Below are 14,721 nucleotides of genomic sequence, written 5' to 3'. Positions count from 1 at the left end.
CCCATTCACCGTCGGTCAGGTCCGAGGGGTAACACGACTGCCGAGACATCGCGCCACCCTGCACGAACCGGCACACAAGATCACGCAGCCACGCCGACCGAGATCAACTTCTCAAACACGCACTCAGGCGCCCCGTCGGCGGCCCGCAGGTCATGGGTCGGCAACTCGATGCGCTGATCGACGCGGCGCAGAAGCCCCATGTCAGCATCCGTGTGGTACCAGCCTCGGCCGGAGAGCACGCTTGCATGGACGGTGCCTTCGTGATCCTCAGCTTCGCCGCCAAACTTGATCCCGACGTTGTCTACCTGGAGGGCATGGGCGGCGAGATCTACGTCGAGGACGTCGGACAGGTCCGCCGCTGTAATGTGAGGTTTGACCACCTTTGCGATCAGGCGCTCTCCGAAGACGACTCGATGGCGCTGATCGCCGAGATCGCCAGGGAGTATCAGCATTCCAATGAACCTCCTCACTGAACTCTCGCAAGCGCACTGGCGCAAGGCCAGCCAGAGCAGCAGCACAGGGAGCGACTGCGTCGAGGTCGCCACCATCAGAGATGTCATCGCCGTCCGCGATTCCAAGCGCCCTGACGGCTCGACGTTCTTCGTCGACCGCAAGACGTGGCGAGAGCTGACCGAGCAGGTGAGCAAGGGCGAGTTTGATCTCTGACGCATCTGCCGCGTCCGCGGACCTGGTGGCCGGGGGTGGACGGGGCGGTTGAAGACTGGGTGGCCTGGCGACCGGGGCCGGCCCCCGGGGGCGGTTCCAAGCGAGCTACCTCGCACCGAACGGACAGCGCCGGACGGCACCCAAGGCCTTCACGCGCAACGGCGACGCCGAGAAGTGGCTGACGCTCGCTGAGGCCCAGATCCTTAGCGGCGAGTGGAGCGACCCTGATCGGGCCAGGGCCAAGCTTGGCGACTACGCCGCGAAGTGGGTCGAGCAGCGGGCGAGCCTGCGGCCTCGGACGGTCGAGTTGTACACCTGGCTTCTCGGGAAGTACATCGTCCCGCACCTGGGCGCCGTGCCCCTCGGCAAGCTGAGCACGGCCATGATCCGCGAGTGGCGCTCAACGCTCCTCGCCTCCGGGGTCTCGGCAAGCATGACGGCAAAGACGCACCGGCTGCTGCGGGCCGTCCTCATGACGGCCGTCGAGGAAGACAAAATCCTATTTCGCAACCCTGTCGAGTGCGCGGTGCCGGCACCGAAGAAGCGGCCGAACGTCCCGTCCTCACCGTGGCGCAAGTCTTCGACCTGGCCAAACGGGTCGGCGTGCGGCCGGTCGGCAACATCCGCAAACTCGACTCCGACGAGTACCGCTGATCTTCAGGCCGACCAAGTCACGCGCTGGCCTGCGCACGGTCGCCATCCCAGACGCGATCGTGCCTCATCTGGCCACGCACCTGACCAAGCACACCAAGAAGCGGGACGATGGCCCCGTCTTCGCAGGCGTCGAAGGCGGGCCGCTGCGGCGTAACGGGTGCAACAAGCTGACCCGCCGGACGCACTTCCATGACCTTCGGGACGCGGGCAACACCCTCGCCCTGACATGGGCATCTCCCCAGACCAGGCAGCACGTCACCGATCGGGTGAGGGGCGCGCCGTAGTCGTCTTGGCCACGGCGTGGCCGGACGACTCAGAAGCGATCTTCCCGCCGCTACCCCACCACCCAGCCCGTCATCAAGTCATCCCGGGCAGCCTGGCGGTTGGTGTGCCATTTCCCGGCGATTTGGGGCGCATAGGTCACGGTCTCCATCCGCACTACCCGCCCGATTTGCACCTTTTGACAGTCCGGGACCGATGCCCGATGTCCACATGATGCCAACACGAAACATTCACCCCGAACCTCGGGCAGAGTTGGCGGGTCACATTAATTGAGTTACCCAACCAGGCCATAGAGATCAATTACCAAGATCTCCGGCGTCTTCGCGGGCTGCAGTTCCTCTGGAGAGATCGTTGATACGACCGACTCGGGCATGGGCACTCGCTTGGCCTTGTGTCCTGTTCACGGGGGCGTGCGGGCTTCTCATCTGGGCACCCACGCAGTCATCCTGGGGCGTCCGGGGAGCGCTCTGCCTCGCCGGCGGTACCCTGTTCGCGCTGTACGTGATGGGGCTGAACTGGCGACACCGCCGCGCCGCTGAGGGCTCACCGCCTGAGCAGCGTGGCGGACACGGCGGACGGGTCAGCCTCACCTGGCTGCTCCAGGGGCAGCAGGCGGGGCTGCGCGACGACAACCTCACGGCGGTGCCGGCGCTGGTGCAGCTCATCAACGAGCCAGAGCGCTCAAGGACCCGAACAGTGGAGTCGATCTCGCTGCAAGGCCGGGTGATCGGCCAGAGAGTCACCATGGAATTCCAACTGCCGCCAGTCCATCAGGCGACATCCAGGGAAGAATCAGGTTCGTCAAGATCGGAGACGGCCTCGCCGAGCGGCGAGATATACGTACCGATCATGATGGTCCGCAAGCCTGAATTGATCGACAATTTGTCGATCACGGATGCCCAGGGACAGACAGTAACCCGACTGTCCTTCGAAGAGACCGCTCGGCTGATAGCCGTCACCCTGCGTTTCCTAGTGCTCTCCTGCGGAGTCTCGCTTTCCGGCAGCAGCACCGCGCGGCGTCCCGCTCAGCCGGAGAACATGTGGCTGGCCGAAGCCCAGCTACTGGAGCTGATCCACGCGGTCGGCGATCCCGGCGACGTCGACCCTGACATCGACAAGGCGTTCGAACTCCTCGACCTGCCGACGGACGGCGAGGTCTCCGATCGACAGATCTGGCTCAGGGAGTTCGTCAGAGCACTCAGTCACGCCTACCCACTGATCGTCGCGCTTCCTGAGCATGCCCAAGCGGACCGGATCGTCATCACTTACCAGCGGACACTCATCCCGACCCTGAACATTGACGGGATCCGCGGCCGGCTCAGGCTGGCGCTGGGGCTTCGCCCCTTCAAGGTGAGCATCGACACCGCTCTCGCCAGGCTCTCGAAGTCATACCATCTCCAGGTCCAGGGTCCGGCCAGCCAGTACCTAATGGAGCAGACTCTGCGCTGCCGGGTGTGTCAGCTTCCACTCACCCGGGACGGAGTCAGGACAACCGCCAGCTCATCCCCGCAGTGCCGACACCGCGAGTTCCCCGCCCGCGGCAGGCGCCCCTACTTCGAACTGCGCGGAAAACGGGGCCAATCCTACGCCCACCTGTACATGCGAGGATTCGCCGAACACGGCAAGGAGGACTTCATCCTGGCCGCCTCCTTCGGCGAGACGCCACCGGGAACCTTGGCCAGTGCCGCCATCACAGCTGCGGTCTCGTGCTTGTTCATCGGCGCCGTCGGCCACGCCCAAGCCGTCGGGATCACCCCGGGCAGCGACATTCCACCCCTGCTGCTCGCCCTGCCGGCGGCGGCGGCATCCTGGTTCGGATTCCACTCCGATGGCGAGGCCGTCCTGCGCTCCTCCCTGGCGGCGAGGGTCTCGTTGTTCATCAGCGGCATCAACTCCCTGCTGGCCGCAACCGTCTTCCTTGTTACCAAGCGTCCCGATAAGGCCGTGCAGTCATTCATGCCACCTCACCTGTTCGGGATGCATCTCCCCTCGTGGTGGTCTGTACTGCTGGTCGCAGCGTTCGTCAACCTGTTGGCAATATCCGCCCAACTCATGGTCCGTTCCTGGTCCTACCGGCGGCTGCTCTTGCGGAAGGAGAACGATGGCACTCAGACTGGCCACAGAGTCGCGTACGTCGACTAGACGGGAGGCTTCGAGCGTGGCCGATGACTCTGACAAAGCACCTCCGACCAGCTCATACGTCATCGACGCGATCGAATACGTCCGCGACGCACCACTTCCCCCCAATGCCCTGTTCGACGATCCCGCTGAACTCACACGGCTTCTGGATCGCACCCGGAAGTCCATCGAGTCCCAGCCGGCCTCCTGGATCGAACCCGACGAGGAGGCCCCCCCGACAGACGGCACTTGGCACGACCTCCCCGACGCACGCCCATAGTCAAGTCCGAGGTGTCCCCGTCATACAGACACCTCGGCCTGAACCGCAGCCCCCATAGCCACCGGTTCGGCGCCTCCATGTGGATCGCCGCTCCTCAATGAAGTTGGCCACCGACCTGGTAAGCGTTCTGTCTCTGGTGGCGCTGGCCAGCCGCTCTCGCCGGACAGGAAGGCGACTCGCGGTCGGCAGAGCGTGAACACGGAAGATCCACCAGGACGGCGAGCACAGCAAGGTCGCGGCGTGAGCGGTGTCGAACGAACCGCGCACCACCTCGGCCAGGGCCGGGCAGGGCAGGGCCAGCCGAGTGCCGCCGACCGGGGCAGCGACAGCGCCATATCGGCTTGGATATCCACCAGCAGGTCCTCCCGGGTGGTCCTGCGTCAGCGTCCCGGACGCCGCATCTTGGAGAGAAACCCCCTACGCGCTTGGTGCTACGGGGTGTGGGGTGTGTGTTCCTCCGTGCCGTCCAGCTCATCATGGCGTCGGGCGCGTGTCGGCATCGACATGAGCAGGTTGAAGGCGTCGTGCCTAGTCAGCAGCGGTAGACGGTCGGTGGGGGACGGGGCGATGGTGCATGTGACCGCACCGTCGGCTGAGACTCTCGTGGCTCCCTGGATGCGGGGCGATATGGATATCAGGGGGATTTGGACTCGTCCGCCAGGTAGGTCCGCGCCTTCGCTGTCGTAGATGAGAAGGAGCCGCCGGAATGAGCTCTGACGCGCCAGGGTGGCGTGCGTTTGCTCATGGTCGTCGGTGAGGAGCAGGCCGGGGATGCAGTCCTCGCGCAGGGTGCCGATGTCCATGCCGAACAGCCGCCAGGCGTCGGGGCGGCTGAGGACGAGTTCGGCCTGGGAGGCCTGCCGGCGGCTCAGGATTTCGACGACTATGTGGCGGGCGGCGTCTTCTGCGCCTGGGCCGGATAGTGAAGCCCCCTTCGTGAGGAGGGCAGTCATGCAGGTTCTGCTCGGTACCGTCTGACCGTTAGTGGCTGGGACCGTTACTTCGGTCCTCGGATGGAAGTCTCGTGTCAGGTGGCTGAGGAGCGACATCGTCCCTGCGAAGATCGCTCGCCGACGCCTGCTCAGGTAGACGGCGGCTACGAGCAGGGCGAGGAGCCCAATGCCTGCGGCCCACAGGGGCAGCAACCACGCTTTTCCGCCGGATGGGCCTGGGCGTGACGTCGGGACGAGCGTCGGGATGTGCAGGGAAGGCCTCCGCGTCCCCGGCACGCTGGGAGGTGAAGCCTTTGGTGATGGCCTCGTCTCAGTTCGGCTTGTTGATCGGATGCGTGGAGGTCCAGGGGAGGCGCTCAGTGGCGGCACCGAGTTGGTGTGGGGCCTCTTCGGGCCTTGGTGGGCGCGTCTTGAGGGCGGGGAATGGTGGGGGCGGTCCGACTTCTTGGGGATGGAGTCGCGGATAACGTCGCCCCAATCCGGGTCGCGGCCTGTCTGGAGGCTCTGCAGAGCCTCTTTGCGGGCGCGGCGGCAGACCTTCGTCTTGTCGACGTATCGGCTGGCGACTGGCCCGATGGGAGCGCAGGTCGCGATGTTGCGAATGGCGATCAGGCCCGTGCTGTTCTGCACGGCGATGTTGGACAGGGTGACGGCGCCGAGAAGGAAGGCGGAGTTGACGACGAGTGGGCCCCACCTCGCCGGGCAACGTGCCTGAAGGCGATGCGCGGGATGGGTCGTCTGGTGCTTCGGGCTGGCTGGCTCACCGATGCCTCTTGGGGCATCAAGCATATGGGTTCCCCAGGTGGGAACGGCTCCGGCGCTGTTGCGGTGGCGGCGCCGGGCTCCAGGGGTCGGGCGGATGGCGGCGGGGCCATGCGATGGCGGCGATCAGTGCGATGGGCCAGCCGAAGACGGTGGCGCAGCAGATCACGTTGACCAGGATGAGGTAGCCGATGTTGTCCGCGCCGCGGGCGAGCGCGATAAGCGTCGGCAGCACCGCGAGGATGGCAAGAAGGCCGATCAGCGCGAGCCAGAAGAGCGGGCTGTTCAGGATGGCGGTCATCTTGTCGGTGTCCTTTCCCACGTTCAGAGGTTGCGCCGGCGGTTCCGATCGGGCGTCTTGAGCGACGTTCGACGTTGAGCCGACGCTTCTGTGGACTGCTTCGCGCTCATCTCCAGCGCCTCGTTGATGGAGAGCGGGAAGTCATCGGCGGCCAGTTCGACATCTCGGGTGGGACGAGGGCGCGGGCCGTTCGGGACGGCTTTGGCGATGATGTGCTCGGGCAGGTTCGTGGTGATTTCCAGGACCATCCGCAGCTCTTCGGGCTGCGGCTCCCGCCCTTGGGCGCGGAGGTTGGTGCGTAGTTCGTCGGCGATCTGGGTCGCGCGCTGTTCTTGGCGGGCCTCTTCCCATTCGGCGCGGTCGGGGCCGTGGACTCGCGCCGCCCATTCGGCGCCGGTGCCCTCGTGCAGTTCGGCGCGTTCGGGTGCCGGGTCGCCGGTGCGGACGTTGGGGTCTCGGCTGAAGAACGGCGCAGCCTGCTTCATCGCTTGGAGCGCGTCCGTGCCTTCGGCGCGCAACCGGTCGTAGTGGCTCATCGCGTGCGGGTGGAGGCGGCGGAGTTGCTCCTCGCATTTGCGGACGGCGAGGGCGGCTGAGGCGTTGCCGTCGGCGTACGGGACGGCCGCTCCCCATACTTCGGCGACGTCCAGCAGGTTCGATTGGCGAAGCCACTTCTGGTCGTGGGCGCGGCCCCAACGCGAGCGGGCTTCGGCCAGTGCGGCCCGGTGCAGTCGAGCTTGAGCCTGGTCGGCCTTCGCCTGTTTGGCCTGCCGGACGGCCTTGGAACGGTTTCGGCGCTGGGCGAAGCTCTGCTGCACTCCGACGGCGGCGGACACGATCTGGACCATGCGCTGACCGCTGTGTTGGAGTCCTTCGGCGATCGGGTCCGGGTATTGCTGGCTCATGCTGTCCTCCGATGGGTGTCGGGGCGTCTGGACGGGGCTGCGTCACGTGGGCTGCGGACGTCGGGGGCCTGCTGCCTTGGGGCAGGGGGCGGGGGTAACGAGACGTCCGGGTCCGTCGAAGCCGGATCCGGGCTGATCGCCGAGGCGACGAGGGCGGTGATCTCGGCTGGGGCCATGCCGGTGCGGGCGGCGACGCGGGTGACCTGGCGGCCGATCTGGTCGGGCTGGAGTTCGGCGATCATGGCGGCGGCCGCTTGGGCGGCGGTGACCCGCGATTCGACGAACTCCAGCGCTCCCCCGAACCTCTGGAGTTTCTCATCTACCAGCAGGTCAGCGAGGGGTGTTACAGAAAGTAGCGACTCGCGGACACTTGAGTGTCTCGTGGTGGACAGGAGTTCTGCTGGGTCCTGGCCTTGTGGCAGGACGGCCACGTCGACCGGGCCGGTGATGTTGCGGAGTGTGCGCCAGGCTCTGATCGCTCCGGCTCGTCCAGCGGGGTCGCCGTCGAGCGCGATGGCCAGCCCGGACGTTGCGAGGTCGGTGTGAGCGGCGATCGTCTCGATGTGGGAGGTGGTGATGGCCGTCCCGCAGGGTGCGATGGCGGCGTAGGTCTCCTGGAGGGTGGCGTTGACGGCGATCGCGTCGAGTGGCCCCTCGACCAGCAGCGGACGTGTGTTCCGTGCGAGTTGAGCGCGCGCCTCGTGGAGACCGAAGAGGATTTCGCCCTTGTGAAAGACCTCTGTCTCGGGGGTGTTGAGGTACTTGGGGCCGGGGGCATCGTCGCGGCGGCGGCCGATGAAGCCGACGACCTCTCCGTCCTGACCGCGAAGAGGGAACACGACTCGGTCCCGGAACAGGTCGAAGAAGTCTCCGTTGTCGCTTCGTTTGGCCAGGCCGGCTTCGACGAGCGTCTGCTCGTGGTGGCCCAGCTGCCGTAGATGGCGGAGCAGGGACTGGCGGGCGCGGGGTGCGAGGCCGATCTCCCATTGCTCCTGCATGGTGGCGGTGAAGCCGCGGCGTGCGAGGTAGCGGGCTCCCCAACTGCCCGGCAGGCTCCGTCGGAAGAAGAGGTGCGCGTCGGCGAGCGCGGCCCGAAGGTCGGCCCTGGAGGCGTCCGGGTGCTTTTGCGCAGGCCGAGCTGGTGGTGCGTCGCCTTGCGGGTGCGCCGCCTTCGTGGGGGCGAGTGCTGGGGATGCGTTGGCTGAGTGGTTGTTGCGTGCTGCGGCTTCTGCGAGTCGCCGTCTCATGCGTGTGCCCGTCCGCACGACCTGGTCTCCGACTGCACGGATCGCGGCGGACGAGTCTGAGCGGACGTCCGTTCCGGCCCATTGCGATGGCGGCGGGAACAACAGGTGCGCAACCTGCAGCCCCAGCTCGGCGAGGACGAGGTAGGCGACCGAGTCGGCCATGACCCGCCGGACGCCGTGGCAGGCGGCAGAGTCGGCGCTGACCGCGTCAACCCGTCCCCCGGGGCACAGCGCGTGAGCGAGCTGGTGAGCGAGCAACGATGCCGCCGCCGTCTCGTCCAGCTCTGGCGGGACCTGGATACGGCGGCCGGGACGTCCGAGGTAGGTCCACCCCTGTCCGCGATCGACGTAGAAGTCGAGGTCGGCAGCGAGGCGGGACAGCCGCTGCCATCCCTCAGCAGGAGTGCACTCGCTCCTCTCGATCGCCCGGCCGTCGGTCTGCTCGACGTCGAAGACGGTGCGCGGCTTTCCGCGCGTGGAGATGATGCGGATGCCGGTCTCGCCGCGGCGGACCTGCCGTCCCTGCTTCTGCCAGGCGTCGTAGGAGCGGACGTCGGTCGCCGAGGGACGCTGGCCCGGGATCAGCAGGGTGTTGGTGAATCCGTACCGTCCATGCCGGCTGGCGTGTGTCAGCCAGGTGTCCCATGGGAGACGTCCGTCGCCGAGGCTGGTGACAGCGTGGTCGGCTATCCCTTGGAGGACGCCGAGTCTGCGCCGCTGTTCCTCCACCTGGGCGAGCTGCTCGTCTTTAGAAGTGGTCATCGGACGTCCCGTCCGGCCGACTCTTCGCGGACTGCGGCGATCACCTGCGTGAGCCGGTAGTTGGCGATCGTGAAGCCCGACTCGCGCAGGCGCCGGCCGAGCCGGTCCCGCCTGAGCTGGCCGCCTTCGCGTTCGACCTCGCGTTGGAGTTGCCGGGCGATGGCCATCATCTGGTCGTCCTGCCGAGCCTCCTCCGCGGTGTCGGAGTCAGCGGACGGACCCGGCGAGGCCTGGACGGGCATCCGGTTGAGGGCGAGCCTGTCAGCCAGCGGGGCGCGCCATCGCCAAGACCATCGCCCATAGTCCTGCTGGAGTTGGGAGACGGCTAGCAGGTGGCGGTGCTCCAGATCGAGGCCTTCCCGGTATTCGGTGATGTGCCAGAGGATCATGCGCCGCCACAGCAGCAGGCTGGAGACCGGCGCGAAGAGCCATCGGGTCGTCGGGATCCGTTCGATGCGGCTGGCGGAGGTGAGCCCGACCCATCGACGGATCAGGTGCCGGACGCCTTCGACCACCGTGATGAACAGGACGGGCATGGCCGCGTGCATCACGCTCCCGGCCAGGTTTCCGTGCGCGGCGGACACGTTCACCAGGACAGTGCCGGCGATGTAGACCCAGGCGACCCAGCGCAGCATCGGCCAGGGCAGGTCCAGGTACTCCATCAGCAGATCCCAGGCCAGCAGGATCAAGATGCCGACGTCCATGCCGACCGGGACGATCCACGCGAGACTTCCGAAGTGCGGCTCTGCCACCTGCCGGATGGTGGTGAACGATCCGAGACCACCGAGGACGGCCAGTGCTGCGATCAGCGGAGCGACTGCGGTGGTGACCCACTTGACGGCTGCGGGCTGCGCCGTCCGCCGATCCGCGTCCCTCGGCGCGGGCGGTGTCGGGAGTGCCTGCGGGGTGGTCACCGGGTGCGCCTTTCCACCATCCAGAGCAGCAGGCGGGCGACTTGCCGGGGCTCGTCGGTGCTGCCGAGCAGCCGGCCGTGGGCGGTGACGTAGGCGTAGGTACCCTCGGCTCCGGCGCAAAGGACGGTTTCGGACCATCCGTTGTGGCGGATGCGCAGGCGCCACCGTCCGTTGCGTGGTTTGCGCGCTCGGACGCGGACACCGATACGCCGCAGCTCGTAGTGGAGCCGGAGGAGGCGGGCACGTCGTTCCGCCAGCTCAGCCTGTGTGGTGGTGGTCCCCTGCGTCGTCATCGTTCCCCCGGTGTCGGTAGTCGACGGAGCGAAACGTCCATCAACTAAAATCCTTGATCAGGAAGATGCATCACGTTGAGACGTTGGTCAACTACAGGATGCAACTCGGCGTGTTGTCACTGCGAGCGTTCTCACGGGATGCGAGGACGGGGACCCGGCGAGCGCCCTGTGCTGCGCGGCGGACTCGCCGGGCCAACGCTGGGGCCGGGAGCCCACGGGTTGGGGAACCCGGCCATGGCCAAGCTGACCTGCGACGGCACCTGAGATGCGTCCCGTTGGGATCCGAGCTGCGAGCCCGGGTCGGTCTGCACCTGCTCAAGGTGGTGACGCGCGCGGCGCGCGGCATCCGCCTGCGCCTGGCGCTGTTGGAGCAGGCGGATCTGCGCGATCGTCTCCAGCAACGCCAGCAGGCGGCTGACCAGCAGGAGGATCGAGACCGTGGTGCGGTCCTGGACACCGGCAAGGGTCAGCAGCCGCGCCGCCGTACGCAGCGCGTTTCCTGCTGATGTGGGGCGCGGGACACGGCCGTACGGGGCGCGGGCCGCGCGCTCATAGGCGTCGGCGGCCCGGCGCAGGTGCTGGTTGCCGGTGGCCTTGCCCGCCGCGTGCAGAGCGTCCGACGCCGCCCAACATGCGTCCTCGGCGGCATAGAGGTCGGTGGCCAGGTGCCGGCGGTTCTGCGACGTGGCGAAAGCGGCAGCCCGTGCCGCGTCGTCATAGAACGCCTGGCGTTCCTCATGCGTCAAGTCGTCCTCTGGTCGAACCTCGTCGCGCTCCAAGCCGCCCCAACGCCGTCGCAGGCGCGGCAGCGTGAGGTCGTCGGCGAGTTGGCCGCCGCTGCACCAGAGTGGTTCGCCTTGGTCGGGCAGCGCGACGGCGTAGCCGGTGATTTCGTCCGGGTTGGTCTTGCTGTAGCGCAGCCGGACCAGCAGCCCTTCCTGTTCCAGGAGATTGAGGAACTCGGTGGCCGTCCGGGTGTCGTCCGCCGCGCGGCGGACGGCCGTCCGCAATACCGCCCGAGCCGTCCGCGACGACATGTGCCGTCCGGACAGCGGACGAGACCCCGGACGAGCAGCGCCGTCCGCGCTCCATCGGCGCCGCAACCTGGGCAGCGTCAAGTCGGCGGCCAGCTTCCCGCCGCCGAACCACACCGGCCGTCCGGAAGAGTCGCAGTCGTCGGCCAGCGCGACGGCGTAACCGGTGACCTGACCCAGTGCCCGGGTGCTGTGACGCCGGCGGACCAGGACACCCTCAGCCCTTAACGCCGCGAAGAACTCGGCCTCCGTCCGCGTCCCCGCCGCAGCCACGGCGACATGCCGCCGCAGCAAGCCGCGAGCCGACTCACCACGCCCGACTCGCGCGGCCTTCTCGGTCTCGCCGCGCTTGGGCCGCCGCGCCGCCGTCCGGTCCGCCGGAGCCGTCCGCCGCAGCCCGAACCGCCGCTCCACCTCCCGGCACGCGTCCCGGATCCGGTACCCGTCGTTCCACACCTCCGGCCGCACCCCTTCCTCACGCGCCAGGGTGGCCACGATGTGGATGTGATCGTCGGCGTGCCGGACCGCGACCCAGCGGACACCGTCTTCGTCCTCTCCCTCCGCCAGGCCCGTCCGCGACATCACCTCCTGCGCGACCTCGGCCCACTGGCGATCGCTCAGGATCGGGTCTTCGGGCGCCGCCCGCACCGACACATGCCACACCGGCTTGCGGTAGTTCCGCTCCCCCAGCAGAGCCAGCGGCTGCGTGAGCAGACCATCCAGACGGCGAAAGTCCCGGCGGCCGTCCGCACGCAACGCCGGCTCCAACTCGGCCGGAGTCCGAAACCCCGCCACAATGTGCGGATCGCGGTGCTCCTCACAGCGGCCAGGCCCGTACAAGTACCGGACCAGCCCCTGTACTCGCCCGCCCCGCACCACCTTCCCGATCAACGCGCGCCGCCGCCCGCGCTAAGGAAGCCGCTGCCGCAGCTCGTCAGCGAGGTCATCCAGTTTCTCGACGGTCCGCGCTGCGGCGTCGGCGTACCACTGCAACTGCGGCGGCGGCTCCCCCGAGTGCAACGCCGCAACCGCCTGGTTGAGGTTCACCCCGACCCGCCGCGTCTGCCTCGCCGCATGCATGACCACCGCCAACGACTCCCGCAGCAACGCGTGCTGCGGCTGGACGCTGCCGCGAGCCGCAGCAAGCACTGCCTGCGCCGCGTAGGCCCCGACCGCCAGCCGTTCGCCCATCGCCGCCGAGGCGACCAGCGCGTGCTCCTCATCCGACAGCGAGAACCTCACCGACCGGCTGCGCCTCGGCGACCGATGCGCCCGCCGATTAAACCGCGCCGACCTGGCCTTTCGCTGCGGCCCGTGTTCGTCGACTACCACCACCTCCTCCTCAACCGCCTTCGGGATCGCGCTCGATCCCGCCGACCCGGACCGCGCCCGGTCCAGCCGCAATATGTGCACGATTTCCATTTCTTGCTCCGCGCCGGCGAGGCCCTTCCAGCACGTTGGCCCGTGCTCAGCGGCATGGCGGAGAATGCATGGCCCCCACCGACGAGGCGGCACGACAACGCTTCGAGACAGCGGCCTGCCGTCTACATCGCCGGCGTGGCTGACTCGGCAGACCGTGCGATGGCGCCGGTTCACCGGCCGCGACGTGGGTGCGGCGGTGGCGGTGGCGAGCGAAGCTCCGGCGGCACATCCACCGCCGGGTCGACGCTCGGGAGGACCTCGCCGATCGTTCTGGGGAAGTCCTCCCCTGCAGAGACCACCTGGGCGTCCTCCCGATCTGCCAGATCCGCCGCCGCATGCCGGTCGAGGGAAGGCGTTTCGCCGGCCTCCAGGGAGTGGATGGGCGCGAGGGCGCTTACCGCTCGGCGGAAGTCGTCGCCGAGGTCGGCTGCCCGCTCGGCCGCACTGGCGAGCGCGTTGTGCACCGTTGTCAGGGCGGGGACGGGGTCTTCGCTCTGGTCATGGCCAAGACGTCCGGCGTCCAGTTCCCGCGTCAGAAACGCGTCGATCTGCTCGGCCGTCTGGGCCAGGCGGAAGGAAGTCTGGGCCAGGTTCCCCAGCACCGTGTACGCGGCGGCCGGCTCGGTCAGGCCCGGCGAGCCCTGCGTCAGATGGTTGAGGGCTCGGACGCGCTCATGCAGCTCGCCGGCGAGTCGCTCGATGTCCTCGTCGATACGGGTCTCGTGATCGTTCACGTGAGGTGATCTCCAACGTCGCAATGGATCCGACCATGCAGCGCTCCTCTCTGTTGACGGCTGTTGATTGCACCAAGGAGCTTTGAGGCTCCTCGAACCTCACTCTGTCAACTAAAAGCAACAGTGGCCAGCTTGCACAGCGGCGTGTCCCGAGCTCGACCCTCGTTACCGCCGGAGCGAGACCATGTGACGGGGCGGCAGAATGGAGCGGATGCTCATCGTGCACGCGACGAAGAAGTTGCTCGACCGCGTCGGTCCGCCCGGCACTGCCGAGGAGTCCACGACCTTGCTCGGCCCCTGGTACGCCACGGCGCTGTTCTGGAAGCCGCAGGTCGCTCTGTTCGTCAACGAATCCACGTTGCTGCCGGTGCTGATGCCGTTGGCTCCCGCCACCACGCTGCTGGACCGGTTCCCGCAGCAACTCGCAGTGGTGCTCGCCGCGCATGGCGCCGCAGAAGAGGTCGTCCGCCGGGAACTGGAGCAGATGGCCGAGTGCCGCCTCGCCAAGACCGCCAACCGCAGCGTCGTCGGCGTGATGAACGAGTTCACTCACCTTGCCGACGTTCACCGGTCCGGGGATCCGGCCCCTGACCTCCTCGGCCTTTCCCTGCGTCTGGCGACCACGCCATGCAGCCCCCTCTATGCACGGCACGTGAGGCCCGACCACGAGTTGGCGGCCCTCCTGCAGTCCCTTCCGCCTACACGGCGCTGACCTGCCCCGGGCTGCAGCTCATCATGAAGGAACCGGGACGTCCCCGACCCCCTTGGACGTGGTCACCAGGACGCGCGGAGCGGTTCGGAGAATGAGAAGCGAGCAGGCCACGGCAAGTGCAGTGAGGACGCCCGCACCGAGGACAACGGCCTGCGGCCCGGCACCTTGGACGAGAGGGCCTGCGGCCAGGACAGTCACCGGCATCAGGATGTAGCTGGCGATAATGTTCCAGCTGTTCACGCGCACCAGGACCTCGGGCGCGAAGGTGTTCTGCAGGGCCGTCGTCCAGAACACGTAATAGATCGCCGTGCAGGCGCCTGGGATGAAGGTCGCTACAGCCAGGACAACCCATGGCGCCTGAACCCCCATGAGAAACATGGGGATCGCTCCGGCGGCCGGGAGGGCAGCTGCGGCCAGGACCAAACGGGACGGCTTCCAACGCGTACCGATGAAGGCACCCGCGAGTGCGCCGACGTACTCGCAGGCGGTGACGATGCCCCAAGCCCGCGCGCCGCCGTGGTTGTCGTTCATGTAGACCGGGCCGGCGATGTCGGTGTTGTCGGCGACGCGTGAATACTGACCCCCAGGCGACGGCCGAAATCTGACCCCCTCCACTGTGGAGGGTGATCAAGGTGGAGGACTGGGCGGAGATCCGCCGGTTGCACCGGTCCGAGGGCATGCC

At 67.8% G+C, this 14,721-nt stretch carries 15 protein-coding genes and 1 pseudogene; 6 read left to right on the top strand and 10 right to left on the bottom strand.

Features of this window, described 5'->3' with window-relative positions:
* Positions 1–152: 152 nt before the first annotated feature.
* From ABFX46_RS43735 to ABFX46_RS42930, 5 genes and pseudogenes are all read left to right on the top strand, one after another.
* On the top strand, positions 153–473 hold the full coding sequence (locus tag ABFX46_RS43735; protein WP_428831383.1) for a Scr1 family TA system antitoxin-like transcriptional regulator: 321 nt from the start codon (positions 153–155) through the stop codon (positions 471–473).
* Positions 457–666: a DUF397 domain-containing protein gene (locus ABFX46_RS42940; protein ID WP_346050340.1), complete on the top strand. Its 210-nt coding sequence runs from the start codon at positions 457–459 to the stop codon at positions 664–666. The genes ABFX46_RS43735 and ABFX46_RS42940 overlap by 17 nt, the downstream gene beginning before the upstream one ends.
* A 55-nt stretch (positions 667–721) precedes the next feature.
* A pseudogene (locus tag ABFX46_RS43730) lies at positions 722–1,063 on the top strand (tyrosine-type recombinase/integrase); the annotation flags it as partial.
* A gap of 122 nt (positions 1,064–1,185) precedes the next feature.
* Entirely contained in the window at positions 1,186–1,320 is a 135-nt protein-coding gene (locus ABFX46_RS42935; protein WP_346050338.1) for a hypothetical protein, read from the top strand.
* A gap of 783 nt (positions 1,321–2,103) precedes the next feature.
* Positions 2,104–3,744, top strand: coding sequence for a hypothetical protein (locus ABFX46_RS42930; protein WP_346050336.1), 1,641 nt, complete (start codon positions 2,104–2,106; stop codon positions 3,742–3,744).
* Positions 3,745–4,431: 687 nt separating this feature from the next.
* On the opposite strand, the gene ABFX46_RS42925 is transcribed toward ABFX46_RS42930, so the two are convergent.
* The 9 genes from ABFX46_RS42925 to ABFX46_RS42885 all read right to left on the bottom strand — a co-directional run bounded on the left by ABFX46_RS42925 (position 4,432) and on the right by ABFX46_RS42885 (position 13,327).
* Positions 4,432–4,953 carry a hypothetical protein gene (locus tag ABFX46_RS42925; protein ID WP_346050334.1) on the bottom strand — a complete coding sequence of 174 codons (522 nt, stop codon included), beginning with the start codon at positions 4,951–4,953 and terminating at the stop codon, positions 4,432–4,434.
* A gap of 781 nt (positions 4,954–5,734) precedes the next feature.
* Positions 5,735–6,037 (bottom strand): superinfection immunity protein, encoded by a 303-nt coding sequence (locus tag ABFX46_RS42920; protein WP_346050332.1) that lies wholly within the window; start codon positions 6,035–6,037, stop codon positions 5,735–5,737.
* A gap of 2 nt (positions 6,038–6,039) precedes the next feature.
* Positions 6,040–6,921: a hypothetical protein gene (locus ABFX46_RS42915; RefSeq protein ID WP_346050330.1), complete on the bottom strand. Its 882-nt coding sequence runs from the start codon at positions 6,919–6,921 to the stop codon at positions 6,040–6,042.
* Positions 6,918–8,930, bottom strand: a complete 2,013-nt coding sequence (locus ABFX46_RS42910; RefSeq protein WP_346050328.1) for a toprim domain-containing protein — start codon at positions 8,928–8,930, stop codon at positions 6,918–6,920. The genes ABFX46_RS42915 and ABFX46_RS42910 overlap by 4 nt, the downstream gene beginning before the upstream one ends.
* Complete coding sequence (locus tag ABFX46_RS42905) at positions 8,927–9,844, bottom strand: DUF2637 domain-containing protein (protein WP_346050326.1); 918 nt, start codon at positions 9,842–9,844, stop codon at positions 8,927–8,929. The genes ABFX46_RS42910 and ABFX46_RS42905 overlap by 4 nt, the downstream gene beginning before the upstream one ends.
* Complete coding sequence (locus tag ABFX46_RS42900) at positions 9,841–10,137, bottom strand: hypothetical protein (RefSeq protein WP_250372429.1); 297 nt, start codon at positions 10,135–10,137, stop codon at positions 9,841–9,843. The genes ABFX46_RS42905 and ABFX46_RS42900 overlap by 4 nt, the downstream gene beginning before the upstream one ends.
* A gap of 131 nt (positions 10,138–10,268) precedes the next feature.
* Positions 10,269–11,927, bottom strand: a complete 1,659-nt coding sequence (locus tag ABFX46_RS42895) for a relaxase/mobilization nuclease domain-containing protein (RefSeq protein ID WP_346050324.1) — start codon at positions 11,925–11,927, stop codon at positions 10,269–10,271.
* A 153-nt stretch (positions 11,928–12,080) separates the two neighbouring features.
* Positions 12,081–12,593, bottom strand: a complete 513-nt coding sequence (locus ABFX46_RS42890) for a hypothetical protein (RefSeq protein ID WP_346050322.1) — start codon at positions 12,591–12,593, stop codon at positions 12,081–12,083.
* Between the two features lie 170 nt (positions 12,594–12,763).
* A complete protein-coding gene (locus ABFX46_RS42885; RefSeq protein ID WP_346050320.1) occupies positions 12,764–13,327 on the bottom strand; it encodes a hypothetical protein in 564 nt (187 codons plus the stop codon).
* A gap of 211 nt (positions 13,328–13,538) precedes the next feature.
* Here ABFX46_RS42885 and ABFX46_RS42880 point away from each other — a divergent pair, with 211 nt between their 5' ends.
* Positions 13,539–14,039: a DUF6933 domain-containing protein gene (locus tag ABFX46_RS42880; RefSeq protein ID WP_346050318.1), complete on the top strand. Its 501-nt coding sequence runs from the start codon at positions 13,539–13,541 to the stop codon at positions 14,037–14,039.
* Positions 14,040–14,060: 21 nt separating this feature from the next.
* Here the strand turns inward: ABFX46_RS42880 and ABFX46_RS42875 are convergent, their stop codons facing one another.
* Positions 14,061–14,570: an MFS transporter gene (locus tag ABFX46_RS42875; RefSeq protein WP_346050316.1), complete on the bottom strand. Its 510-nt coding sequence runs from the start codon at positions 14,568–14,570 to the stop codon at positions 14,061–14,063.
* Positions 14,571–14,721: the final 151 nt, after the last annotated feature.

Source organism: Actinomadura chokoriensis, from assembly GCF_039529475.1.
Classification (GTDB): domain Bacteria; phylum Actinomycetota; class Actinomycetes; order Streptosporangiales; family Streptosporangiaceae; genus Spirillospora; species Spirillospora bangladeshensis.
The sequence above is the reverse complement of the archived record's forward strand: the minus strand, read 5'-3'. Positions and strand labels throughout refer to the sequence as shown.